At 43.7% G+C, this 24407-nt stretch carries 23 protein-coding genes and 1 pseudogene; 19 read left to right on the plus strand and 5 right to left on the minus strand.

Features of this window, described 5'->3' with window-relative positions:
- Window positions 1-17: 17 nt before the first annotated feature.
- From E4T82_RS01300 to tuf, 5 genes are all read left to right on the plus strand, one after another.
- Window positions 18-515: an RNA polymerase sigma factor gene (locus E4T82_RS01300; RefSeq protein WP_416222651.1), complete on the plus strand. Its 498-nt coding sequence runs from the start codon at window positions 18-20 to the stop codon at window positions 513-515.
- On the plus strand, window positions 496-1575 hold the full coding sequence (locus E4T82_RS01305) for an anti sigma factor C-terminal domain-containing protein (protein WP_135181102.1): 1080 nt from the start codon (window positions 496-498) through the stop codon (window positions 1573-1575). Before E4T82_RS01300 ends, E4T82_RS01305 begins: the two co-directional genes overlap by 20 nt.
- 135 nt (window positions 1576-1710) lie before the next feature.
- A complete protein-coding gene (locus E4T82_RS01310) occupies window positions 1711-2181 on the plus strand; it encodes an RNA polymerase sigma factor (RefSeq protein WP_135181103.1) in 471 nt (156 codons plus the stop codon).
- The gene (locus E4T82_RS01315; RefSeq protein WP_135181104.1) at window positions 2168-3130 is read left to right on the plus strand and encodes an anti sigma factor C-terminal domain-containing protein; all 963 of its coding nucleotides are present in this window, start codon (window positions 2168-2170) and stop codon (window positions 3128-3130) included. Before E4T82_RS01310 ends, E4T82_RS01315 begins: the two co-directional genes overlap by 14 nt.
- Window positions 3131-3253: 123 nt before the next feature.
- The gene (gene tuf, locus E4T82_RS01320) at window positions 3254-4450 is read left to right on the plus strand and encodes an elongation factor Tu (protein ID WP_067089207.1); all 1197 of its coding nucleotides are present in this window, start codon (window positions 3254-3256) and stop codon (window positions 4448-4450) included.
- A 100-nt stretch (window positions 4451-4550) separates the two neighbouring features.
- Here tuf and E4T82_RS12720 read toward each other — a convergent pair.
- A pseudogene (locus E4T82_RS12720) lies at window positions 4551-4774 on the minus strand (transposase family protein); the annotation flags it as partial.
- Window positions 4775-5095: 321 nt separating this feature from the next.
- Here E4T82_RS12720 and E4T82_RS12725 point away from each other — a divergent pair.
- The 3 genes from E4T82_RS12725 (at window position 5096) to E4T82_RS01335 (ending at window position 10006) form a co-directional block, all read left to right on the plus strand.
- Complete coding sequence (locus tag E4T82_RS12725) at window positions 5096-6451, plus strand: D-alanyl-D-alanine carboxypeptidase family protein (protein ID WP_135181159.1); 1356 nt, start codon at window positions 5096-5098, stop codon at window positions 6449-6451.
- Window positions 6452-6531: 80 nt separating this feature from the next.
- Entirely contained in the window at window positions 6532-7284 is a 753-nt protein-coding gene (gene tpiA, locus E4T82_RS01330) for a triose-phosphate isomerase (RefSeq protein ID WP_135181105.1), read from the plus strand.
- Between the two features lie 76 nt (window positions 7285-7360).
- Window positions 7361-10006 carry a GBS Bsp-like repeat-containing protein gene (locus E4T82_RS01335; protein WP_135181106.1) on the plus strand — a complete coding sequence of 882 codons (2646 nt, stop codon included), beginning with the start codon at window positions 7361-7363 and terminating at the stop codon, window positions 10004-10006.
- A gap of 172 nt (window positions 10007-10178) precedes the next feature.
- On the opposite strand, the gene yidA is transcribed toward E4T82_RS01335, so the two are convergent.
- Window positions 10179-10985, minus strand: coding sequence for a sugar-phosphatase (yidA, locus tag E4T82_RS01340; RefSeq protein WP_135181107.1), 807 nt, complete (start codon window positions 10983-10985; stop codon window positions 10179-10181).
- On the minus strand, window positions 10975-12288 hold the full coding sequence (locus tag E4T82_RS01345) for an HD domain-containing protein (protein WP_135181108.1): 1314 nt from the start codon (window positions 12286-12288) through the stop codon (window positions 10975-10977). The genes yidA and E4T82_RS01345 overlap by 11 nt, the downstream gene beginning before the upstream one ends.
- A 106-nt stretch (window positions 12289-12394) precedes the next feature.
- Between E4T82_RS01345 and E4T82_RS01350 the strand changes: the two genes are divergently transcribed.
- Window positions 12395-13279, plus strand: a complete 885-nt coding sequence (locus tag E4T82_RS01350; protein WP_135181160.1) for a sulfite exporter TauE/SafE family protein — start codon at window positions 12395-12397, stop codon at window positions 13277-13279.
- A gap of 308 nt (window positions 13280-13587) precedes the next feature.
- Entirely contained in the window at window positions 13588-13974 is a 387-nt protein-coding gene (locus E4T82_RS01355) for a DUF1934 domain-containing protein (RefSeq protein ID WP_167753530.1), read from the plus strand.
- Between the two features lie 21 nt (window positions 13975-13995).
- Here the strand turns inward: E4T82_RS01355 and E4T82_RS12935 are convergent, their stop codons facing one another.
- Window positions 13996-14118 carry a hypothetical protein gene (locus E4T82_RS12935; protein WP_265588289.1) on the minus strand — a complete coding sequence of 41 codons (123 nt, stop codon included), beginning with the start codon at window positions 14116-14118 and terminating at the stop codon, window positions 13996-13998.
- 47 nt (window positions 14119-14165) lie between these two features.
- On the opposite strand from E4T82_RS12935, the gene E4T82_RS01360 reads away from it, so the two are divergent.
- The 9 genes from E4T82_RS01360 (at window position 14166) to ftsX (ending at window position 23504) form a co-directional block, all read left to right on the plus strand.
- On the plus strand, window positions 14166-16862 hold the full coding sequence (locus E4T82_RS01360; protein ID WP_135181110.1) for a cation-translocating P-type ATPase: 2697 nt from the start codon (window positions 14166-14168) through the stop codon (window positions 16860-16862).
- 77 nt (window positions 16863-16939) lie between these two features.
- Window positions 16940-17740 carry a DUF2785 domain-containing protein gene (locus tag E4T82_RS01365; RefSeq protein ID WP_135181111.1) on the plus strand — a complete coding sequence of 267 codons (801 nt, stop codon included), beginning with the start codon at window positions 16940-16942 and terminating at the stop codon, window positions 17738-17740.
- A gap of 131 nt (window positions 17741-17871) precedes the next feature.
- Complete coding sequence (locus E4T82_RS01370; protein WP_135181112.1) at window positions 17872-18423, plus strand: TM2 domain-containing protein; 552 nt, start codon at window positions 17872-17874, stop codon at window positions 18421-18423.
- A gap of 100 nt (window positions 18424-18523) precedes the next feature.
- The gene (locus E4T82_RS01375; protein WP_135181113.1) at window positions 18524-18883 is read left to right on the plus strand and encodes a TM2 domain-containing protein; all 360 of its coding nucleotides are present in this window, start codon (window positions 18524-18526) and stop codon (window positions 18881-18883) included.
- Window positions 18884-19055: 172 nt separating this feature from the next.
- A complete protein-coding gene (locus E4T82_RS01380; RefSeq protein ID WP_135181114.1) occupies window positions 19056-19553 on the plus strand; it encodes a VanZ family protein in 498 nt (165 codons plus the stop codon).
- A 44-nt stretch (window positions 19554-19597) separates the two neighbouring features.
- Entirely contained in the window at window positions 19598-20725 is a 1128-nt protein-coding gene (gene queG / locus E4T82_RS01385) for a tRNA epoxyqueuosine(34) reductase QueG (protein ID WP_135181115.1), read from the plus strand.
- A 32-nt stretch (window positions 20726-20757) separates the two neighbouring features.
- A protein-coding gene (gene prfB, locus E4T82_RS01390) for a peptide chain release factor 2 (RefSeq protein ID WP_135181116.1) occupies window positions 20758-21853 on the plus strand; the annotation gives its coding sequence in 2 pieces (ribosomal slippage) (window positions 20758-20829 and window positions 20831-21853; 1095 coding nt in all).
- 36 nt (window positions 21854-21889) lie between these two features.
- Complete coding sequence (ftsE, locus tag E4T82_RS01395) at window positions 21890-22582, plus strand: cell division ATP-binding protein FtsE (RefSeq protein WP_135181117.1); 693 nt, start codon at window positions 21890-21892, stop codon at window positions 22580-22582.
- Window positions 22575-23504, plus strand: coding sequence for a permease-like cell division protein FtsX (ftsX, locus tag E4T82_RS01400; protein WP_135181118.1), 930 nt, complete (start codon window positions 22575-22577; stop codon window positions 23502-23504). Before ftsE ends, ftsX begins: the two co-directional genes overlap by 8 nt.
- Window positions 23505-23743: 239 nt before the next feature.
- On the opposite strand, the gene E4T82_RS01405 is transcribed toward ftsX, so the two are convergent.
- Window positions 23744-24379, minus strand: coding sequence for an MBL fold metallo-hydrolase (locus tag E4T82_RS01405; protein ID WP_135181119.1), 636 nt, complete (start codon window positions 24377-24379; stop codon window positions 23744-23746).
- Window positions 24380-24407 lie beyond the last annotated feature (28 nt).

Consider the following 24407-nt stretch of genomic DNA (forward strand, 5'->3'; position numbering starts at 1 on the left):
GAAAGGAGGGGAGAAAGATTCGGTTTGATGACTATGAAACAGAAGTAATGCGCATTGCGACGGAGATTTCCTACTATCTGCAAAAGTCAGGTGTCAATCGGGCAGATAGTGATGATATCGCGCAGGATGTCTTGGTCAAGATTCTCGAAACAGACATCGTTCTTCCCTTCGAGAAACTGCGAGCCTGGCTCTATCGCTCGGCTATTCGGGCTTACATCGATCGCTATCGGAGGGACAAGCGCTACCATGATCTTGTCCAGCAGGAATTTTTTCACAAGGAGAAACTGCTCAAGTACGATACAAAGGATTACAGTCCCTTGTATGAAGCTGTTCTTGCCTTACCTACTAAGTACCAGCTCGTGATTGATTGCTACTATTTTCAAGAAATGACGACCAAGGAGGTGGCCCAGGTGCTGGGCATTAGCCAAAGTTTGGTGAAAATCAACCTCTACCGTGGTCGCAAGCAGCTAGCAAGATTGCTAAAGGAGAAAGGATATGACTATGAAGACTTTTGAAGTGGTCACCAAGAAAAGCAAGCGGAGAAACCTGCTCAAGATGATTGGCATTTCACTTTTGACCTGTTTGGGTCTTATGATGATGACATGGAAGGGGCTAGCCTGGTTGACTGCTCGCCATGCCAATGAACTACGAGAGCGTCACCAAACCATGATGGACATTAGTTATCCTAATGTCAGCTATATCAATTGGTCTTTTGTTGCAGATTCTGAATTTACAGGGACTTATTATGTCGATCAGGTCAAGGATATTGCAGGAATCACCGTTCCTTTTGAAGATTTTCAAGGTGTTTACGGCCTCTCACAGAGCTATGAGGCACGCCAATCCTTGAATGTCTATCTCGCCTCGGACGAAAAGGCCAGCTACACACATGGTAGTAGCTACAAGGTTCCAATGTTTTACAACATCCATCGCAATTATCAGCAAATGGGAGGCGTGCTCACGCAGGATATTGCAGTTTTACCTCAAATGCCCAATCGTGCGGTTGAAATGGCGGTGACCTTTGATAAACCCTATACGTTTGACGAGATTCAAACCCTGATTCCTAGTAACTTAAAAATCAAATGGTATTGGATTGGAACGGAGACTCTCTATGATACCCGTAGTTTAAAACTGGACGCCCAGATTGGTTTTCAGCCCAACTTGACGGAGCTAGAGACGTATGAGGAGATGAAACAGCAGAAGGAGCCTGAACAGCGTTCTGCAGAAGAATCCCAAAAAGCCAATGAAGCCTATCAAAAGAAACTGGCTGAGCTGACCCCCAGTCAAGGTTTTCGGAATAGCTATACCTTCTTTCAATCCCATCTTCAAGAGGCCTTATCAAAAAACTGGCTCGGTTATACCAGTACAGATCAGGCTGGAGAAGAGTTTGACCTGACTAAGGATGTGGAAGAATATCTGCAAAAGAATCCAGATGGAAAAACAGCTAAGTTTGCAGGTGTCATTCTGACAGGAAGAGCAGAGGATTTTGCTCCCCTTGAAAAAGCCAGTTGGATTTTTGCGTCCAATATCGGACAGGACGTGGAAATCAAGCCCTATCACCAGCTGAGTACTCCATGAATCTTTCCAATATGATAGCGTTTTTATAAATGTGATAAAATGGAATGAGACCTGTAACTTTTTGCGGGTCTTGTTTCGTTTTATTAGTGAAGAAGGGAGGGAAGGATTATCAAACTAAATGAGTATGAAAAAGTCTTGATTGGGTTTGCTAAGGATGTCATCGCTTATCTGATGACATCTGGTGTGACAAAAGAGCAGGCAGAAGACGTTGTACAGGACATTTTTGTCAAGCTCCTTGAAATGCCAGCGGCCATACCCGGTGAGAAAATCCGATCCTTCATGTATCGCTCTGCCATACGACATTACATCGACAAGTACCGCAGGGATAGGCGTTATATGGAGATTTTGCGGCAAGAATTTTTCAAGACCCAAGAACTTTCCCCCTTTGAGGTCACCGAGTACGACTTTTTGTTGGAAGAAGTAGAAAAACTCCCGCCACAGGACGCTCTTCTCTTGGACCTCTTTTATTTCCAAGGATTTTCCATTCGTGAAATAGCCGAGCTTCTCTCTTATTCCGTCAGCAAAGTCAAGGTCGGTCTTCATCGCAGTCGTCAAAAACTAAAAAAGGCTCTTAAACAGAAAGGATACCATCATGGAAACATTTGAACTATTAGCTAAGAAAACGAAAAAAGAATGGAAAAAACGGACCCTGTTCATTAGTGCTGGCACAGTTTTACTCGCTGTGGTGGCGGGCTTTCTCAGCTGGATAGGCTTGTCATTTCTGTCCACAAAGCAGAATCAACAGCTAGATGATTACTATTACCAACGGACAACCATTGCTTTTCCGAATATGCAACGTGACAATATTCGCGTCACATTCGCTCATCATCTCGGTGGGCATTATGAAGCGAATCTAATCAAAGATATAGATGGTATCTCCGTTAAGTATGAGGAGATTGAAGCAGATTTTTCGGTCATGAAATGGAATCATGATTCTCTAGCAACTTTTGTACTTCCATCATCTGTGGAGCAAGATAGCACCGAGATGGCCTATAGTTATAAAAGTCACCAAAAGGCAGCCTTGTTTTTCAACCCTAAAGCCAGCTACGGTTCTGAAGATGTTATCCGAAAACCTGCTCAGGAATTGCCTTACCTAGCTCAGATGAAGGGGCAGTTGGTAGAGGTGGCTATCAGCTTTGACAAGCAGTATACCTTGGCAGAACTAAAAGAAAAACTCCCGAAAAATCTCAAGGCAAACTGGTACTGGATTGGTAGTGTGGGCACTGAAAATACAGCGCATAAAGCTATCAGCCATCTATTTGGTTGGGCGCCAAGGAAGCAGTGGCCTAATCCATCCTATCAGGAATTTTATAACTTATTAGAAACATTTAGCCATAGTAAAGAATATAGAGAGATGGGGCAAGGGGGGCTAGCAGAAGATGTGAAAGCACATCTTGCTTCCAAGGGCGAAGTCGGAAAAGCAACCTTTGGCGGCGTCATCCTAACAGGTAAGGCAGAGAACTTTGCCCAGCTAGAAAATCAAGATTGGATTTTCGCCTCAAGCATTGGTGCATCTATCCCGAATCAACCTTATTATCAGCTTGATGTGGAATAAATCAGAAAAAAGATAGAAAATACTTGCATTTCTGCCACATTTTGATAGAATAGTAAGGTAAAGTTAGACTGTATTGCCTACTGTCTATCTATAAAATATATTTTATTGGAGGCTTTTACCAAAATGGCAAAAGAAAAATACGATCGTAGTAAACCACACGTTAACATTGGTACAATTGGACACGTTGACCACGGTAAAACTACTTTGACTGCAGCTATCACAACTGTATTGGCACGTCGCTTGCCTTCATCAGTTAACCAACCAAAAGATTACGCTTCTATCGATGCTGCTCCAGAAGAGCGCGAACGCGGAATCACCATCAACACTGCACACGTTGAGTACGAAACTGAAAAACGTCACTATGCCCACATCGACGCTCCAGGACACGCGGACTACGTTAAAAACATGATCACTGGTGCCGCTCAAATGGATGGAGCTATCCTTGTAGTAGCTTCAACTGACGGACCAATGCCACAAACTCGTGAGCACATCCTTCTTTCACGTCAGGTTGGTGTTAAACACTTGATCGTCTTCATGAACAAAGTTGACTTGGTTGACGATGAAGAATTGCTTGAGTTGGTTGAAATGGAAATCCGTGACCTTCTTTCAGAATACGATTTCCCAGGTGATGACCTTCCAGTTATCCAAGGTTCAGCTCTTAAAGCTCTTGAAGGTGACTCAGCATTTGAAGACATCATCATGGACTTGATGAACACTGTTGATGAGTACATTCCAGAACCAGAACGCGATACTGACAAACCATTGCTTCTTCCAGTTGAGGACGTATTCTCAATCACTGGACGTGGTACTGTTGCATCAGGACGTATCGACCGTGGTACTGTTCGTGTCAACGACGAAATCGAAATCGTTGGTATCAAAGAAGAAACTTCTAAAGCAGTTGTTACTGGTGTCGAAATGTTCCGTAAACAATTGGACGAAGGTCTTGCAGGAGACAACGTTGGGGTTCTTCTTCGTGGTGTACAACGTGATGAAATCGAACGTGGACAAGTTATCGCTAAACCAGGTTCAATCAACCCACACACTAAATTCAAAGGTGAAGTTTACATCCTTACGAAAGAAGAAGGTGGACGTCACACTCCATTCTTCGACAACTACCGTCCACAGTTCTACTTCCGTACAACTGACGTAACTGGTTCAATCAAATTGCCAGCAGGTACTGAAATGGTAATGCCTGGTGATAACGTAACGATCGATGTTGAATTGATCCACCCAATCGCCGTTGAACAAGGTACTACTTTCTCTATCCGTGAAGGTGGACGTACTGTTGGTTCAGGTATGGTTACAGAAATCGAAGCATAATTCGATTACGTTCCCAGAAATAACAATTAAAGTCAGACAACTTATAATTGGCTCGCTACCTATGGTAGCGGTCTTTTTATATAATAGACTTCCTGCGAAACTAGTAAAACCCTAGCTCATAGTTCACAATTCCTGCGAATAAATCCATCCGCAAATGAAAGCATCTCTTCCTATTCCGATAAGTCGTAGAAAAGATTTTGAAAACTTTTATCTTGGCAAACTATTTTCGAACTTTACTCGTTTAGAGGATAACTCTCTGTTCTATGCCTTATCGTTATCTGTCAGAGGATGGTGTTTACTAGATTTTATCGGTGTTTGAGCTTGACAATTCGGCTTGTTAAAATTTATTCAGAATTAAAAAGAAATATTCAAGGATTAGCTTGGTTCATTTGTAATTCCTTAGACGAAATTGGTTTACAATAAAAGATAATGAGGAGCTATACGTTTGCTAATGATATGACATTCATTAAATGATGAACATGGTATGACACAGGAGAAAATGATGTTAAAGAAGATTTTTAACTATATCATAAAATTGGTAGTATTGATTTTTTGCTTCCTCTTACTGGATTGGCAGAAGTGGTGGAGCTTCATGGTGCCAGCAATATAGGTGAACCATTCATAAGTAGAGAAAAGGCCGAGTCTATGGAGACTCCAAATCGTAATCTCGATACTATCTCCTCAACACCTTCGTCAACAACTAAAGAAGGTGTTTTAGTGCGCAAAGAAGACAGCGGTTCTACGATTTCAAGTGGAACAGAAGTTGGGAAGGTCCTTTCCGATGAGAGTAATACAGCCGAACCATCAACAAGCATAGAAAAACCGGAGTTTATAGACACGTCTAACAGTAGTCTCAATACTATTTCCTCATCTCCTTCAATATCTTCATCAACAACTGAAGAAGGTGGTTCAGCGAGTGAAGAAGACAACGATTCCACAATTCCAAGTAAAACAGATTCGGTGCTGACAATTGAAAACAATAAGGACCAATCCGTACAAGAAGTTGAGAGTATGAAACTGATACCAATTTACTGTTTATATAACGATACTAATGGTGAGCACTTGTATACAGTGGATGCCAATGAAAAGGATGTTTTGTATCATCAACATGATTGGGGATATGAGGGAGTTGCTTGGTATGCACCAGCAAGTGGTAGGGCTGTCTATCGCCTTTACAATCCTAGTTTGCGTAATCATCTCTATACTATGGATACTAATGAGGTACGTGTCCTGACTCGTTATCATGGGTGGCAGTCAGATAATAATGGTCGCCCTGTTTTTTACTCAGGAGGTGCGGTCCCTATTTACCGTCTGTATAATGATGGTTTGCGTGGTTTGCATCACTGGACTACTGATAAAAATGAATATGTTGTTCTCCCTCGACACGGTTGGAAGCAGGAGGGAACGACTTTTTATGCAAGTCAGATTGGTGAGCCTATTCAAACACAATATGCATCGAAATTAATTTATAATGGGCAATTTTACAGTGTACGTGGTAAATACGGACGAATGATTATTGTTAATAAAAAACACCCGTTACGTTCGGATTATCATCCTGGAGAGGATGCAACTGCTGGCGTACAAGTGCGTAAATTGATTGGAGATATGCAGAAACTAGGTTTTCCAATTAGTAGTTCCTACAGTGGCTTTCGCTCATATAGTGATCAAACTCAACTGTATCAAAACTTTGTAAGGGCGAACGGACAGGCTGTTGCTGATCGTTTTGCCGCTCGTCCAGGATATAGCGAGCATCAAACTGGACTTGCTTTTGATATTCTTAATTCTCAAGGTGGATCCTTAACCGATGCTTCAGTACGATGGATGCATGCAAATTTGCATCGTTACGGTTTTATTTTACGCTATAAGCAAGGGAAAGAGCATGTCACAGGTTATCAATACGAATCGTGGCATATTCGCTATGTTGGAAAAGAAGCAGAAGATATTTACCGTTCTGGTCTGACGTTGGAAGAGTATTTCGGAATTCCTGGTGGAGGATATTAAATTCGACAGTTATTGTTTAATAATTTTCTATTTTGTGATATACTAGACAAGTAAACATTAAAGAAGAAGAGGTATGTGAAATGTCACGGAAACCAATTATCGCAGGAAACTGGAAAATGAACAAAACAGCAGCAGAAGCGCGTGCATTTATCGAAGCGGTGAAAACAAAAATCCCTTCAAATGACCGTGTGGAGACTGTTATCGGATCACCAGCTCTTTTTATTGAAGGAATGAAAAAAGGTGTTCGCAACTCTGACTTGAAAGTGGCAGCACAAAACTGCTATTTTGAAGATTTTGGTGCCTTTACAGGAGAAAATAGCCCTGCAACACTTGCAGCACTTGAAGTGGATTATGTCATCATCGGTCATTCAGAACGTCGTGATTACTTCCATGAAACAGACGAAGACATTAACAAAAAAGCACATGCAATTTTCAAAAATGGTATGACTCCAATCATCTGCTGTGGTGAATCACTTGAAACTTACGAAGCTGGTAAAGCTGAAGAATTCGTAGGTGCGCAAGTATCTGCAGCTCTTAAAGGCTTGTCTGCTGAGCAAGTCGCGTCATTGGTTCTTGCTTATGAGCCAATCTGGGCAATCGGTACTGGTAAATCAGCGACTCAAGATGATGCACAAAAAATGTGTAAAGCAGTTCGTGACGTTGTTGCAACAGACTTCGGTCAAGAAGTGGCAGATAAAGTGCGTGTCCAATACGGCGGTTCTGTAAAACCAGAAAACGTAGCAGACTACATGGCTTGTCCAGATGTGGATGGAGCGCTTGTAGGTGGAGCATCACTTGATCCAGAAAGCTTCCTTGCCTTGCTTGAGTTTTAAGACCAAAGAATAGATAATAGACGATAAAAACTTCTACCATTTCGCTAGAAGTTTTTATTGCAACATAGGAGAAAATATGAAACTAAAATCTCTTGTATGCCTATCAGGGATGGTACTGGCTTGTTGGATGAGCCCTGTGACCGCAGAGAGTCTGATTACACCCCTACAGCCATTGACGCAAGCAAATCACGAAGCATCTGTAGGAGATCTACAAGTGATGGCAGAAGATGGCAAGGTTAAGGCTATCATGTCTCAGTTACCAGATGGCTATGGGCCTTCTGCTGGGGTTTTGTGGACAAAAGAGGATAAGAGTGATCAGGTAACCATTTCCACATTTGAGAAAACTGAGAATGGAGACTATGAGGCAGTTCTCGTGCGAGATGCTTTTCCTGTAACAGCAGACACTTTTTATCTTCAAGTCGAAGTGAGAAACAAAGAGGGGCAGATTGAAAACTTAGAACCTTATCCATTTCAATGGACTCTTACTCCGCCAACAAGCTCGACGAGTGCATCATCTCCTGCAACAAGCGCAGATGATGTGTCGTCCAGCAGTAGTAGCCTTGCGAGTGCTGCTAGGGTAGAACCTGGTTTGAGTAGTTCGACCTCGCAGAGTACGAGCCCCTCCTCTACTACTCCAAGTAGTTCCACTCAGACGGACGGTGTATTTCGGAACGCCCCTGCTACTCGTAAAAGGCAGTCAAATGTTAAACAGGAAGCTACCAGTGTAGTAGCTTCTGTCTATCGTCTCTATCATCCGGGTCTACAAGTCCATCTCTATACTAGGGATGTAAATGAGTATAAAGTTCTCGGTACTCGTGGTTGGAAACAAGAAGGAGAGTCCTGGAAAATTGCAACCCAGCAAGGAGAACCTGTTTATCGCTTGTATCATCCAGGATTGCGGATTCACCTCTATACCAAGGATCGCAATGAGTATCAGGTCTTGGGTGGCCGTGGCTGGAATCAGGAAGGAGAGGCTTATCGCTCCTACGGAAATATGCCGATTTATCGCTTGTACCATCCAGGCGTGAAGCGCCATTTGTATACACGAGACGCGAATGAATATAAGGTTCTCGGCACTCGTGGCTGGAAGCAAGAGGGGGTTGCCTTTTACGGACTAGGAGAAGCCGATGTTGTTGGCTTGACAGATCCACTTCCTTTGACAGGAAAGCTTACTGTAAAACCTGCAACGAATGGGACCTTTGATGTAACGGTTACAAATGTACCAGCCTCTTCGCAGTTGAAAGCTGTTCAGGTTGCAGTTTGGTCTGATAAAAATGGTCAGGATGATTTGAAGTGGTATCCGTTGGTGAAACAAGCAAATGGCAGTTATCGTCTGACAGTAGATAGTAAGAATCATCGGAATGATATCGGAAGCTATCAAGTGCATCTCTACTACAAATTAGCAGATGGCCTGTCTGTCGGAATCGCGACAGCTAAGACAGATTTGCCAGCCGTCAGTCTGTCTGGCACCATCTCGATTCAAAATAAAAACAACCGCATCGGCACTTTTGATATTGTTGTTAGTAACGTTGCAAGTCCGGCGGGTGTTGATACGGTCTTGGTTCCTGTCTGGTCGGATAAGAATGGCCAAGATGATATCCAATGGTATACAGCGGCGAAGCAACCAAATGGTACCTATAAAGTCCGAGTGTCAGCTAGTAATCACCGCTATGATGTAGGTTCCTATCAAGTTCATCTCTATGTCAAACAAAAAAATGGTCAGACTATTGGAGTGACATCGACTAAAACAGATGTAAGTATTACAGAAACCAATCCAAGAGCGACCATAAAAATTGAAAACATTAATAATACCTATGGGTTATTTGATGTAGTGGTATCAGATGTCTTTGCCCCTCAAGGAGTCAATGCAGTGCGGATTCCTGTCTGGGGTGCGACAAATGATCAAAACGATCTCCAGTGGTATGAGGCGGTTAAGCAGCCGGATGGTACCTATCGCGTGACGGTGCGACTTTCTCGTCACCAGTACGAAACAGGTACCTACAATGCTCATCTCTATCTGACAAGTGCTAAGCAGCAATATGGCCTGGGAGCAGCGACCGCTCAGGTCTATTATACACGTAAGGCAGACAAGGCCTTTGTCGATGTAAGTAGCCATAATGGAGCCTTATCTGTCTCAGATTATAGGGCTTTGTTGGATAAAGGGATTTCTGGGGTGGTTGTCAAATTAACAGAAGGTACCAGCTATCAAAACCCTTACGCTCAGAATCAAATCAAGAATGCCCAAGCGGCAGGTCTAAAAGTGTCTGTCTACCATTATTCGCACTTTACAGATCGTCAATCAGCTCAAGCAGAAGCACGTTATTTCACAGCCTTTGCAGCTAAATTAGGTCTTGCGAAAAGTACGGTCATGGTTAATGACATTGAAGAATACAAAACACGCAACAACATCAATGCGAATATGAAAGACTGGGAAGCAGAAATGCGTCGTCTAGGCTATCAAAATTTAGTCCACTATGCAGGAGCTAGTTGGATTGATGTGAATACCTTAGGATATGCTGGGCCGATTCAGACGGGCCAATTTGGAATTGGAAATTTCTGGGTAGCACAATATCCTTATAAAACTATGAGCTTTGACCAAGCGAAAACAATGGGATTACATGCCGGTGCAGCAGCTTGGCAGTATACATCAACAGCTCAGCTACTATCAGGCCGACATCTCTTTGATGTGAATATCGACTACACTGGTCGCTTTACAGATTGATTGTTACTAATAGTATGAAATCGTAGGCAGAAGCAAAGGAGGTTGGGACGATAGTACCCAACCTCCTTCGTTTTATAGTGTAGCTGACAGAATCAATATCGGTCTATGATTTTCATTGAATATGAGTATGGCAAGGCGAAAGTGACGATATATCAAAGTTCATTCAAAAGACCTATAATACCCACTCTCTAATAGCGTGTGCAACCCCGTGTTCATCGTTTGACTTGGTGATATGGGTCGCGATTTTTTTGAGTTCAGCACTGCCATTTTCCATAACGACTGCTGTTCCTACAACTTCTAGCATGGAACGGTCATTTTCTTGGTCACCGATGGCCATGGTTTGGTCCATAGTCAATCCTAGTAAGGCGCTGAGTTGTTTGATAGCTTGGCCTTTATTGACTGATTTAGGTGTAACTTCTAAATAGAATGGTGCTGATTTTGCAACATTGAAGCGCTCAGTCATGGCGCTTGGAATCTGAGGAAGAGCAGCATCCAGCTTTTCAGCCTCATCCACCAACATGACCTTGATAATGTCCTTGTCTGCCATTTCTTCTGGTGTTCGGTAAAAGACGGGGGAATTCACCAGTTGCGCTTCATAGACGGTGTATTTTCCGATATTGCGATTGGCGGTATACATGCCGTCTTTTAGGCTAGCGTGCATAGGTAGGTCTAGCTTGCGTGACAAATATTCCCATTCCAGATAGTCAGCATAGCTCAAACCTTCTTTCACAACATCCTTTCCGGTCGCTGTTTCTTGAACCAATCCACCGTTAAAGGTAATGACATAATCTCCCTCGTCTAGGAGATTTAATTCACTTAAAATCCGCTTGACACCAGAAATTGGACGTCCTGTTGCAATGACGATTTTCACGCCTGCTTTTTTGGCATCTTGAATGGCTTGATAGACTTCTGGGGTAATTTGATGTTGACTGTTTAGTAGGGTACCATCGATGTCAATGGCTACAAGTTTAATGCTCATCATGTTCTCCGTAAATAAATTGATCGTTGTGAATATGGCTCAAGAAAATGGCACTTTGCGGGGCAAATATTCCGGTTTCTTTCAGCATTTCTTTTGGGAAATAGAAGCGGCTGTCACCATGAACCGTTCCTGCCAAGGAATGGACAATCGGAGAGAGCTGAGACAGCTCAATCAGGCTCCCGTCCTTTCTGACCATCTCAATCTGCGTCCGTTTTTTCTTGGCATTTGGTCTGTAAATATCATAGGGCAAGTCAAAATTATGATGAATCGCCGTATAGTAGCTAGGCTCAAATCCGACTTGATTGACAATGGCTTCTAAGACTGAAAGATGGGCTTCTGTCTGAGTATCAAAAGTGATGGATTTGAAGACCTTGCGGTTGATGTAGCGCTGGGCTAGGTCTGATAAAATCTTATCTGGTCCATCAATCCAAGACTGGAAATAGGTATTCATAACGCCATCGTCTAAGGCCAAATAGTCCTCTAGCGTAAAGGAGTGTTCAAAGAAAGGAAGCAAGCGAGGTGAAGATGTTTCAAAGAAGGCCTGCTGGTCTTGATACAGCACCTTTGCTCGTTTGAGGAGGTTTTGGAGCAAGACTTCCATGGAGCGACTAGCAGGGTGGAAATAAACCTGCATGTACATTTGATAGCGACTGAGGACATAATCTTCTACCGCATGCATGCCCGACTTTTTAAAGGCAATGCCGTTTTCTGTCGGACGAATGACCCGCAAAATCCGTGTCAAATCAAACTGCCCGTAGTTGGTTCCTGTAAAGTAGGAATCACGGAGCAGGTAGTCCATGCGATCGACATCAATCTGGCTGGAAATCAGTTGCACCACCTGTTTATTGGGATAGGTGTGGCGGATGACACTGGCCACTTTTTCAGGAAAATCAGGAGCGAACTGTCGTAGTAAGCTGTTGATTTCCGTTCCGCTACTGGTGATGATTTGACAGGTCATCTCCTCGTGATCTGTGTCAAAGAGTCGCTCGAAGGTATGGGAGTAAGCTCCGTGCCCGATATCATGTAAGAGCGCTGCGACCATGGTCAAGAGCGAATCGTTGGTGTCCCAAATGTCTGGATATTTGGTGTCAAATGTGGCTACGATTTGCCGCGCGATTTCATAAGTTCCGAGGCAATGCGAAAAGCGACTATGCTCGCCACCATGGAAGGTATAGGAGGTGGTTCCTAGCTGTTTGATGCGGCGTAGTCGTTGAAATTCTTTGGTATTGATTAAGTTGTAGATGAGCTCATGATCTACATGAATATAATTATGAACAGGGTCACGAAATACTTTCTCACTCATTCTTTCATTATATCAAAAAAAAAGGCGATTGTGCTGTGGTGAACCGCTTGCTGATTTTGAGTTAAAAATGGTTTACGAAAAAGAGGTTTCATATTATAATAAGAGTATGACAGAACAGATGATTTTACACCTTATTCAAGCTCTCTTAGTCGGGCTGATTTTGTGGATCGCGTGGACGATCTTTTCTTATGCGAAGAAGCATCAGATTTCCCTGAAAGAGCGCTTTGGGACAGGGTTTGGGATTGGCTTTCTTACCGATTTGCTGGATACCTTAGGGATTGGGACCTTTGCGACGACCACAACCTTGTTTAAGGCGACCAAGTTGGTGGAGGACGATAGAAAGATTCCAGCGACCATGACGACGGCCCATATCATTCCCGTCTTAGTAGAAGCCCTGCTCTTTATTACCATTGTCCAAGTGGATTTGCTGACTTTGGTGGCCATGGCAACGGCAGCTTTTTCGGGAGCTTTTGTTGGCGCACGCGTGACCCAACATTGGAATACCCAAAAGGTGCAACGAATTTTGGGCATTTTGCTCATCATTGCGGCTCTTTTTATGGTCTATCGCATGGTGACCAACCCGGGGGCTGACCTGACGACGGATGTTCGTGGCTTGTCAGGCTGGAAATTAGTGGTTGGGATTCTGTTTGACTTTATTGTGGGGATGCTGATGAGCATGGGCTTAGGCAATTATGCACCAGAGCTGATTTTCTTTTCACTGATGGGCATCAGTCCAGCCATCGCTCTTCCTGTCATGATGCTAAATGCTGCCATGATTATGACCGCAGGTGCCAAGCAATTCATCCAGTCAGGTCGGGTCAATTGGTCTGGTGTGCTTGGGATTATTGTCGGAGGAGTTTTTGGAGTGTTGACAGCCGCTAAGTTTTTGAGTAGTTTAGATGTCAATAACCTGAAAATTCTCGTAGTTTTCATTGCTTCGTATACGGGTGTGAGCCTGTTACGCTCCTCAGTCACATCACATAGGAAGTGAATTCGGACTAAAAACTCGGAAAAAAGATAGGCAGGTGTTTCGGCTTTAGCCGACTACAGCTGAGAATCCCCTTGGGGGATAGAAATAGTTAGGGAAGTGACTATTTTTACCTGAGCTTAAAAATAAGAAAGCGAGGTCCATTTGAAAAAGCTATCGCCACCTAGTTAAATTCTAATTGCATATTGGCGGTAGCCGTTGCGAACGTTGTTCGCTTTACGGATATGGAAGAAATAATCCAGTGGATTGTTTCTTCAAACAGGGTGCGCTTTGAGTTTTTTACGCCCTCATATCTTAATAAAGGAGAAGAAATGAAGATTATCATTCAAAATGAAATCGACCTTGATGGTGAAATGGAGATGGTAGAGGAAATCCGTGATGTGGAGGTCGTTGAAAAGGGGGGCTTTCTTTATCTCACTTACCAAAATGAAGAAAAGGAACGCGTAGTCTTAAAAATCAGCGAGAGAGAAGCGACTATGACCCGCTTTTCCAAGCCCAAGTCCATCATGCAGTTTGGCAACAAGGAAACTACCGTGACACAAATTGCAACGCCAGTCGGCATTCAGATTCTTCATGTAGTGACAGACCATTACGAGAAAAGAGAAAACCAAATCACAGTAGGCTATGCTCTCCAAATCCCACAGACTGGACAAGATCTGGCTCGGTATCATTTGAAGATTAAGTGGGGCAGTTTCTAGGAAAAAATCCTTGCAAATGACCTAAAAATTTGCTATAATGGTCAACATATCAAGGGAGTAGCTGACGGAATTATCCGTTACAAGGTCGTCAATCCGAAAGAAATTTCCGGCCTTGTATGAAATAGCGAGACTTGTTTGAATCAAACAAGTCTCTTTTTGTGTTTTCAAAAAGGGACGAAAAGGAGAAGAAGATGTCAACAGAACAAAAGCGCCAAGCTTTTTACACCCAAGATGCAGACCTTGTCTTGCGTGAGCTAGATGCGAGCGAAGCAGGTCTGTCAAGTAGTGAAGCAGAAAAACGGCTTGAAACCTATGGTCGTAACGAGCTAGAAGAGGGCGAAAAACGCTCACTCTTAGCCAAATTCTTAGACCAGTTCAAGGATCTGATGATTATCATCTTGCTAATTGCAGCCATTCTATCCGTTGTGACATCAGGTGGTGAAGATATTGCGGACGCCATTATCATCTTGGCTGTGGTCATCATCAATGCGATTTTTGGTGTTTACCAAGAAGGCAAAGCTGAAGAAGCCATTGAAGCCCTTAAATCCATGTCAAGTCCAGCTGCGCGTGTCTTGCGTGACGGTCACATGACAGAGATTGATTCCAAAGAACTGGTACCCGGTGATATCGTCAGTCTTGAGGCAGGAGATGTGGTACCGGCTGATATGCGCTTGCTCGAAGCTAATTCCTTAAAAATCGAGGAAGCAGCTTTGACAGGTGAATCCGTACCTGTTGAAAAAGATGTCCGCGTAACCTTAGCAGAAGACGCAGGGATTGGTGACCGTGTCAATATGGCTTTCCAAAACTCCAATGTGACCTACGGTCGTGGACTTGGTGTGGTTGTACACACGGGGATGTTTACCGAAGTTGGTCATATCGCAGGTATGCTCCAAGATGCCGATGAGACAGATACACCGCTCAAGCAAAACTTGAACAACCTTTCTAAGGTCTTGACCTACGTGATTTTGGTGATTGCAGCCATTACCTTTGCCGTTTCAGTCTTTATCCGTGGGGAACACCCACTGACAGGTCTATTGACCTCTGTTGCCCTTGCGGTTGCAGCGATTCCAGAAGGTTTGCCAGCCATTGTCACTATTGTCTTGTCACTTGGGACTCAAGTACTTGCTAAACGTAATTCAATTGTTCGTAAACTACCAGCAGTAGAGACACTTGGCTCTACGGAGATTATCGCCTCTGACAAGACAGGTACGCTGACCATGAACAAGATGACCGTGGAAAAAGTTTATTACAACGGTCAGTTAGTTGACGCCAAGGAAGTGATTGAAGCAGGTCTTGACTTGCCGTTACTTGGTGCAGTTGTTCTTGCAAATGACACCAAGATTGATGCGGAGGGAAAACTCATCGGAGATCCGACAGAGACAGCTTTTATCCAATATGCACTTGATAAAGGCTATGACGTTAAAGACTTCCTTGTCCAGTATCCTCGTGTGGCAGAGTTGCCATTTGATTCGGATCGCAAGCTCATGTCTACAATCCACCCATTGCCAGATGGGAAGTTCTTTGTAGCTGTGAAGGGAGCACCTGACCAACTCTTGCAACGCTCAACCATGGTGGACATGGCTGGAGCAGTTAGCCCAATCACAGAGGAAGTGGCAGCAGCTATCAAAGCTAACAACTCTGAAATGGCTCACCAAGCCCTTCGAGTCCTTGCTGGTGCCTATAAGATTGTTGATAGCATTCCAGAGGAATTAACGACTGAAACGCTTGAAAGCGACTTGATTTTCACTGGCTTGATTGGGATGATTGACCCTGAGCGTGCAGAGGCTGCTGAAGCCGTGCGCGTGGCAAAAGAAGCAGGTATCCGTCCAATCATGATTACGGGCGACCACCAAGATACAGCAGAAGCGATTGCGAAGCGTCTTGGAATCATCGATGCCAATGATACAGAAGACCACGTTTTGACAGGTGCTGAATTGAACAACTTATCAGATGAAGAATTTGAAAAGGTTGTTGGTCAATATTCAGTGTATGCCCGCGTATCTCCTGAGCATAAAGTTCGTATCGTAAAAGCATGGCAAAATCAAGGGAAAGTCGTTGCCATGACAGGAGACGGTGTCAACGATGCGCCAGCCCTTAAAACAGCCGATATCGGTATCGGTATGGGGATTACAGGGACAGAAGTATCAAAAGGTGCATCTGACATGGTCCTTGCCGATGACAACTTTGCAACCATTATCGTAGCCGTTGAAGAAGGACGGAAGGTCTTCTCAAATATTCAAAAGACGATTCAATACCTCCTTTCAGCTAATACGGCTGAGGTCTTGACCATTTTCCTTGCGACTCTCTTGGGTTGGGATGTTTTGCAACCTGTTCACCTCTTGTGGATCAACTTGGTAACCGATACCTTTCCAGCGATTGCACTTGGGGTTGAGCCAGCAGAACCTGGTGTTATGAGCCACAAACCTCGTGGACGCAAGTCAAGCTTCTTCTCGGGCGGTGTCATGAGTTCTATCATCTATCAAGGTCTGCTACAAGGTGCTTTGGTACTTGGCGTGTACGGCTACGCTATTTCAAATCCAGTCCATGTGGGTGATGTAAAAGCGATTCATGCGGATGCGCTTACGATGGCTTTTGCAACTCTTGGCTTGATTCAGCTCTTCCACGCTTACAACGTCAAGTCTGTTTATCAATCTATCTTGACAGTCGGTCCATTCAAGTCTAAGACCTTCAACTGGTCTATCCTTGTCTCCTTCATTCTTCTAGCAGCAACCATTGTCATTGAGCCACTAGAAGGGATTTTCCACGTGACGCATCTTGACCTCAGCCAATGGGCTGTTGTCCTCATCGGAAGTTTCGCTATGATTATCATTGTAGAAATTGTCAAGTTCGTCCAACGGACATTAGGTATGGACAAAAACGCGATTTAAACGATGTATTGGAAAGCTACCTGAAAGGGTGGTTTTTCCTTTCTATTTATGGTAGACTAACATAAAGGAGGTCGCCTATGAAAAAGACACTGGAGGAAAAATTACAATCAAAAAAGCCGACCTATACAGACAGTGAAGTGGCCTGGTTGTTAGACAACATCGGGCATTCTGACGGCGAGATTCGAGATGTCTTGGTCTACAATAGTCTAGGGCGCGGTTTATTTGAAGGCCTCTTTAGTGGAGAGCAGTTCCGCTTTTTACTGGAGGAGAGTTTGCGGAGGGACTTTCTACTTTACAAGATAGACGAGATTGGGCTTCCAACTTTGACGCGCTCCTTTACGGCCTTGCTTTGGGGCCATCTTTTAGAAGTCAGCAGTCTGCCAAGCAGCCCTTATTTTCAACAGATTTCAAAGCAGGAGTATCAGACTATTTGCCAGAAGACCTATGAATATTTGGAAAAAGAACAGGATTTCACAGGATATTCAGAAGATGATGGCTGGGTGCATGCCTTTGCCCATGGGGCGGATTTGCTGGTGGCTGTAGTCAAATGTCCCTTCTTTCAGCAGGAAGACTGGAACCGCATTTTTCTCATCTTGACAGGGATTTTCCAACGTTTGCCTAAGCGTTTTGTCGATGATGAGGAATGGCGCTTGGCGCGCGTGGTGTATGAGGCGATGAAATGCGGACACTTACAAGACGACAGCCTAGTAGCGTGGGTTAAGTCGCTCGATTTTCCACTCGCAACAAATCTTGATTTTTATCGTTTTTCAGCCATGCGGTCTTGTTTACTGGACATTTACCTAGAATTAGACAAGGAAGACCTGCTTGCAGAAAAAGTAAAGGCTGCTATTCAAGCGTGGGGACCAGCTGGTCAATAAAAGGCATTTCGTTTTTGAGGCTTAGTGCCTTTTCTTGCTGGTCATCAGAAGCAGAAAGTGATAAAATAGTACGGTATATACTAGAAAGACGGCATCCGTTTTTCAAGAAAAATATCTAGGAGATGACGAATATGAACTATGCTCAAGCCTTTTTAATGGCGAACATGAATGCCTTTCCACCCGAAACCCTACCCATTATCAAAGAAGAGCTCAATCGTTTGGATGAGAAATCTGTCAGCATGTTATGGATGACGGACATCAAAAATCCGATGACTGCTCTGCTATTTTCCATCTTCCTTGGAGAATTAGGAGTGGATCGCTTTTACATCGGCCACAAGGAGCTCGGCATTGCCAAGTTAGCCTTGACCATTATTGGCTATGTGACCTTGTTTATTGTTATCGGCTTTTTTATCCTGCTCGGTGTCTATATCTGGAAACTAGTAGATTGCTTTTTGATTATGAGGGCGTGTAAGCAGGCCAATTTTGAGCGTTTCATGTGGCAAGTCAATCAAGCAAAAATGTTTCAACAAGCACGCTCTACATCTGCAAAAAACGGAGCAAGTGTCGTTGTGGAAGCTGCTGAAGAAGTACCAGTAGCAAATGAAGAAGACATGAGTGCAACAAGCGAAGTTGTTGCAGTAGAAGAGCCAACCCTTGTCCGTGAAGAGGACATGAGCGAGTAGGAGTGTGGCATCTGAAAAGATGAAGATGAAAATGGCTCTTTACAAATAGGTCCATTTATATTATCATAGAGGATATACTATTGTTGAAAGAGGAGGTACCATGTCAACATTTTCTGATTCCTATATTGCAGCCAATGCTAGCAATTTCCCAGCAGAAGCGATTCCTGCTCTGCGCCAACGTTTGGAGGGCTTGGATGAGTCTCAGACTTCTTATGTCCTTGCAACAGAGTTAAAAAATCCGACGACTGCCTTGATTTTTTCTATCTTACTTGGTGGTTTTGGTGCAGATCGATTTTATATCGGTCAAATCGGACTAGGTGTGGCAAAACTGCTCTTTTCATGGTTGACCTTTGGGATTTGGCCTTTGGTAGATTGGTTCCTCATTATGGGAGCGGCCAAACGTGCCAATCTTGAGAGAATCAACATGGCTCTGATGGCAGCTTCTTATAGCCGTCAATAGTATAATCAGTAGGGTGGAACAAGGGTTTCTCCCTTTTCTCTATTTTTACGATGCCTTAACATGCTTCTTGTAAACAATCTGTAATCTGAGAGCTGATTTTGTCATCAATGCGTAAGGTTTTTGTGGGTGTTTTTTGGTATAATGATAAGATGTTTGTAAGGGAGGAAGAAGGGTGCGTTCTCGTAAAATGACGATTTTTTTATTTGGAGTTTATCTCTTATTTTTGACCTGGATTATCCTATTTAAATTAGATGTGTTTTCCACCCTCCAAATGGCCTATAATCAGGAAATGGAACGCAGTATCAACCTCATTCCCTTTGCAGGGACAGCTGTCTATAATGGGGTACTGGATTACCAGGAAATTGGCTTAAATGTTCTTTGTTTCATTCCCTTTGGGATTTATATGGAAATGCTGGATAAAAAGGCGACTTGGTTCAAAAATCTAGCCGTGATGTTAACTGTCAGTATCGTCTATGAAGCGCTGCAGTATACCTTCCAAATCGGAGTTGCAGACATTACAGATGTCCTGGCAAATGGTTTTGGTGGTGCAATCGGAATCAATATCATGTATATCTTGACCAGCATTTGGCATGACAAAGCCTACGAACGGGTCAATCAATTAGCCTTAGTGCTGACCATCATAGTCGCTGCCCTGCTATTTTTTACTTGACGATAGATGTTGCAAAGTTTGCTGTTTTTGTTACAATAAAAGAAATGAACCTAAAAGAACAAATTATCGCATTATCAAAGGACATTGGGATTTCAAAGATTGGCTTTACTACAGCAGATGATTTTTCGTATCTGGAGAAATCCCTGCGGGCCGCAGTTGAAGAAGGACGGGCTTCTGGTTTTGAACACAAAAATATTGAGGAACGGATTGAACCGAAGCTGAGCCTTGCTTCTGCCAAGACCATTATTTCCATTGCAGTCGCCTATCCGCGCAGGCTCCCGCAAAAACCGCAGAAAACTCAATATAAAAGAGGCAAAATGACGCCCAATTCATGGGGGCTTGATTACCATTACATCTTGCAGGACAAACTCGAACGCTTGGCACATGGGATTGGAGAGCTGACAGCAGATTTTGAATACAAGGGCATGGTCGACACAGGAGCCATGGTCGATACAGCAGTCGCTAGACGAGCAGGTATCGGCTTCATTGGTAAAAATGGTCTGGTCATTTCCAAAGAATTTGGTTCTTACATGTTTCTAGGCGAGTTAATGACCAATCTAGAAATCGATCCTGATCAACCGGTTGACTATGACTGCGGAGATTGCAATCGCTGCGTTACAGCTTGCCCGACCTCTTGCTTGCTTGGAGACGGGACCATGAATGCGAGGTGCTGCCTATCCTTTCAGACCCAAGACAAGGGCATGATGGACCTAGAATTCCGTAAGAAAATCAAGACAGTCATCTATGGCTGTGACATCTGCCAGATTTGCTGCCCGTATAATAAGGGAATTGATAACCCACCCGTGGTGGACATTGACCCAGATTTGGCAGAGCCTGAGCTGGTTCCCTTTTTGGAGCTGTCAAACGGGCAATTCAAGGAGAAATTTGGTATGATTGCAGGCAGTTGGCGTGGGAAAAATATTCTCCAACGAAATGCCATTATCACCCTTGCAAATGCTAACGATAGATCAAGCATTCCTAAGCTCTTGGAAATGATTGATAAGAAGCAGAATCCTATCCATGTGGCGACCGCTATCTGGGCACTTAGTCAATTGGTCAAACAGCCCAATGAGGAGATGGTTGCTTTTATCGAAAATGTCCAGAGTGAGCATCCAGATGTCGTGACAGAGCGGGAGGCCTTTCTATCATTCGCCAAAGAGCTACAAATATGATATAATATAGAAATACAGAAAATGAGGTACCTATGGATATAGCAGAAATTCGACAAAAAATAGAAGAGCTAGAAACCAAATTGAACTCATTCAGGGGGTCTCTTTGACTTAGAAGGTTTGGAAGAAGAAATCGCTATCTTGGAAAACAAGATGACCGAACCAGACTTTTGGAATGACAATTTGGCAGCTCAGAAAACATCGCAAGAGTTGAATGACTTAAAAGCAACCTATCAGAATTTTCATCAGATGATGGAATTACTCGATGAGGCAGAAATTCTCATGGAGTTTCTCGCAGAAGACGAGTCCGTCAAAGATGAATTGGAAGAAAAGTTGCTTGAGTTGGACAAGTTGATGACCAGCTACGAGTTGACGCTTCTCTTGTCAGAGCCTTATGATAACAACAATGCAATCTTGGAAATTCACCCAGGATCAGGTGGTACGGAGGCTCAGGACTGGGGTGAGATGTTGCTTCGCATGTATACCCGTTTTGGGAATGCCAAAGGCTTTAAGGTGGAAACTCTAGACTATCAAGCGGGGGATGAAGCAGGACTTAAGTCTGTTACCTTGAGTTTTACAGGTCCAAACGCCTACGGTTTACTCAAGTCAGAAATGGGCGTGCATCGATTGGTGCGTATTTCACCATTTGATTCGGCTAAGCGCCGTCACACCTCCTTCACATCAGTTGAAGTCATGCCTGAACTTGATGACACGATTGAAATTGAGATTCGGGATGATGAGATCAAAATGGATACCTTCCGTAGCGGAGGCGCTGGTGGCCAGAACGTCAATAAGGTCTCAACAGGGGTTCGGTTGACCCACATTCCGACAGGTATTGTGACCCAATCAACCGTGGACCGTACCCAGTATGGGAATAGGGATCGAGCGATGAAATTGCTGCAAGCCAAGCTCTATCAACTAGAGCAAGAAAAGAAAGCAGCGGAGGTTGATTCGCTCAAGGGAGATAAAAAAGAAATTACCTGGGGCAGCCAGATTCGTTCCTATGTCTTTACCCCTTATACTATGGTTAAAGACCACCGCACAGGCTACGAAGTCGCGCAGGTGGACAAGGTCATGGATGGGGATATTGAAGGATTTATCGATGCCTATCTCAAATGGCGAATTAGCTAAAATAAAAAGAAAGGACTGTCTTAGACAGAATACCTTATGGGAATTATTGAAATGAAGGATGTTTCCAAGAAATATGGAAACGGAACAACCGCCCTTCGAGGCGTGTCTGTAAATGTGGAACCGGGGGAGTTTGCCTACATCGTAGGGCCTTCTGGGGCAGGGAAATCAACCTTTATCAAGCTCTTGTACCGTGAAGAAAAGTTAGATAAAGGTTCGCTCAAGGTTGGAAAGTTTGATCTTGCTAAAATCAAGAAAAAAGATATTCCAATGCTACGTCGCAGTGTCGGAGTTGTCTTCCAAGACTATAAATTGCTTCCGAAAAAGACGGTCTTTGAAAACATTGCCTATGCCATGGAAGTTATTGGTGAAAAGCCACGTAACATCAAAAAACGGGTCATGGAAGTTTTGGATTTGGTTGGCTTGAAGCACAAGATTCGCTCTTTTCCAAATGAACTATCAGGTGGTGAGCAACAGCGTATTGCGATTGCCCGTGCTATTGTCAACAACCCCAAAGTCTTGATTGCCGATGAGCCAACAGGAAATTTGGATCCTGAAAATTCATGGGACATTATGAATCTTTTGGAGCGGATTAATCTCCAAGGGACCACGATTTTAATGGCGACTCACAACAGCCAAATCGTAAATACACTTCGCCATCGCGTTATCGCAATCGAAGACGGTCGCGTGGTACGTGATGAAGTAGAAGGAGAATACGGATACGATGATTAGACGATTTTTTAGACATTTTATTGAGTCTTTAAAGAGCCTCAAGCGAAATGGCTGGATGACGGTTGCCGCCATCTCATCAGTGACGATTACCTTGACCTTGGTCGGCATTTTCGCTTCTGTTATTTTAAATGCGACTAAGCTGACAGCTGATTTGACTGACAATGTTCGCATCAATGTCTACTTGCGTGCAAATTCGACAGACAATGCTCAGACGATTGTTAACGACCAAGGCCAAACGATTGACAACCCAGATTATCAATCGATTTATAAACAAATTCTTGCCTTGGATAATGTCAAAAGTGTTGAGTATTCTAGCAAAGAAGAGCAGTTGGAGCATTTGACTGCAACCTTAGGAGAAACCTGGAATCTCTTTAAAGGAGATGCCAACCCTCTTTACGATGCCTACATCATTGAAACAACAGAACCTCAATATGTCAAGTCTGTAGGGGCAGAGATTGCCAAGATTGACGGTGTGACAGAAGTTCGTGACGGTGAAGTAGAAACAGAGCGTATCTTCAAACTGAATAGCCTCGTGAAAACATGGGGATTTGCAGCAACAGGGCTCTTGCTCTTTACAGCGGTCTTTCTGATTTCCAACACCATTCGGATTACCATTATCTCGCGTAGCCGTGAAATTCAAATCATGCGATTGGTGGGAGCTAAAAACAGCTACATCCGTGGGCCATTCTTGCTGGAAGGAGCTTGGGTTGGCTTGCTCGGAGCAGTTGTGCCATCTGCCTTGATTTACTTTGCTTATCAGCTGCTCTATGCCTCTGTTAATGCTTCCTTGGCCTCACAGAATCTCTCTTTGATTAGTATGAACGTCTTTGTTCCAGCCATGATTGCCAGCCTTTTTGTCGTTGGAATTGTTATCGGTGCCTTGGGATCTGTGATTTCCATGAGACGCTTCTTGAAGATTTAAGTAATAAAAAAGAAAGTTGTTCAAACTTTCTTTTTTATTACTTGTGCGGATCGTTGTTCGTTTGGCATGTTAGATTGCTGACTGGTAGGAGCATGTATAGTGAATTGAATAAAGGTTAGGACATCGTTGAGTCGCTTTGCTGAACGCCAGTTCTATCTGCAACTCCTTTCCTTGTCCTATTCCTTTCTCAATCCACTATAGTATTGATGTCCAACCAGTAACTATTCACCGGACTGTTCCTATCTAAAAAATGGATTGAAAACTTTTTCGTGGGAAATGGTGGTGGAGTGTCCATGTCCGGGATAGACCTGATAGTGACCAGGTAGGGTGAAGAGGTTGTTTTTGATACCTGCTATTAGATCTTCAAAATTGCTGGTTGGAAGGTCTGTGCGACCGATTGATTCTCTGAAAAGAGCATCACCTGTTATGACAAGTTCTTGCTCTGGAAAGATGAAGGAGACCCCACCGATGGAGTGGCCAGGAGTTGCGACCACTGAAAAATGAAAGCCTTCGATGTGGTAGTCTGTTTCGTATTGGAAGGTGTTTTCGGCTGGTTGGCAGACGACATTTTCCATATCATCGTGGCGGTCAAGTCCTGAGAGGTTCATTTCAGGTGTGTAGAGCCAGCTAGCCTCACTTTCAGCCACGTAGACAGGAGGCATGTCAAAATGCTCTCGTACCAAGTCCAAGCTCATAATATGGTCGTAATGGGTGTGGGTCAAGAGAATAGCAGCTACTGGCTTTCCAATGCTTTCAATCGTCTGTCGAATCGTTGTCCAGTCACTGCCAGGATCCACCACGATAAGATGGGAATCATTTTCCAAATAGTAGGTATTTTCATAGGCGACAGGGTTTACGGTTTGATGTAGGTTCATTTTATTCTCCTTTGGACAGTCTTTCTAC

The sequence above is a fragment of the Streptococcus cuniculi genome, from assembly GCF_004570575.1.
In the GTDB taxonomy this organism is placed as follows: Bacteria; Bacillota; Bacilli; order Lactobacillales; family Streptococcaceae; genus Streptococcus; species Streptococcus cuniculi_A.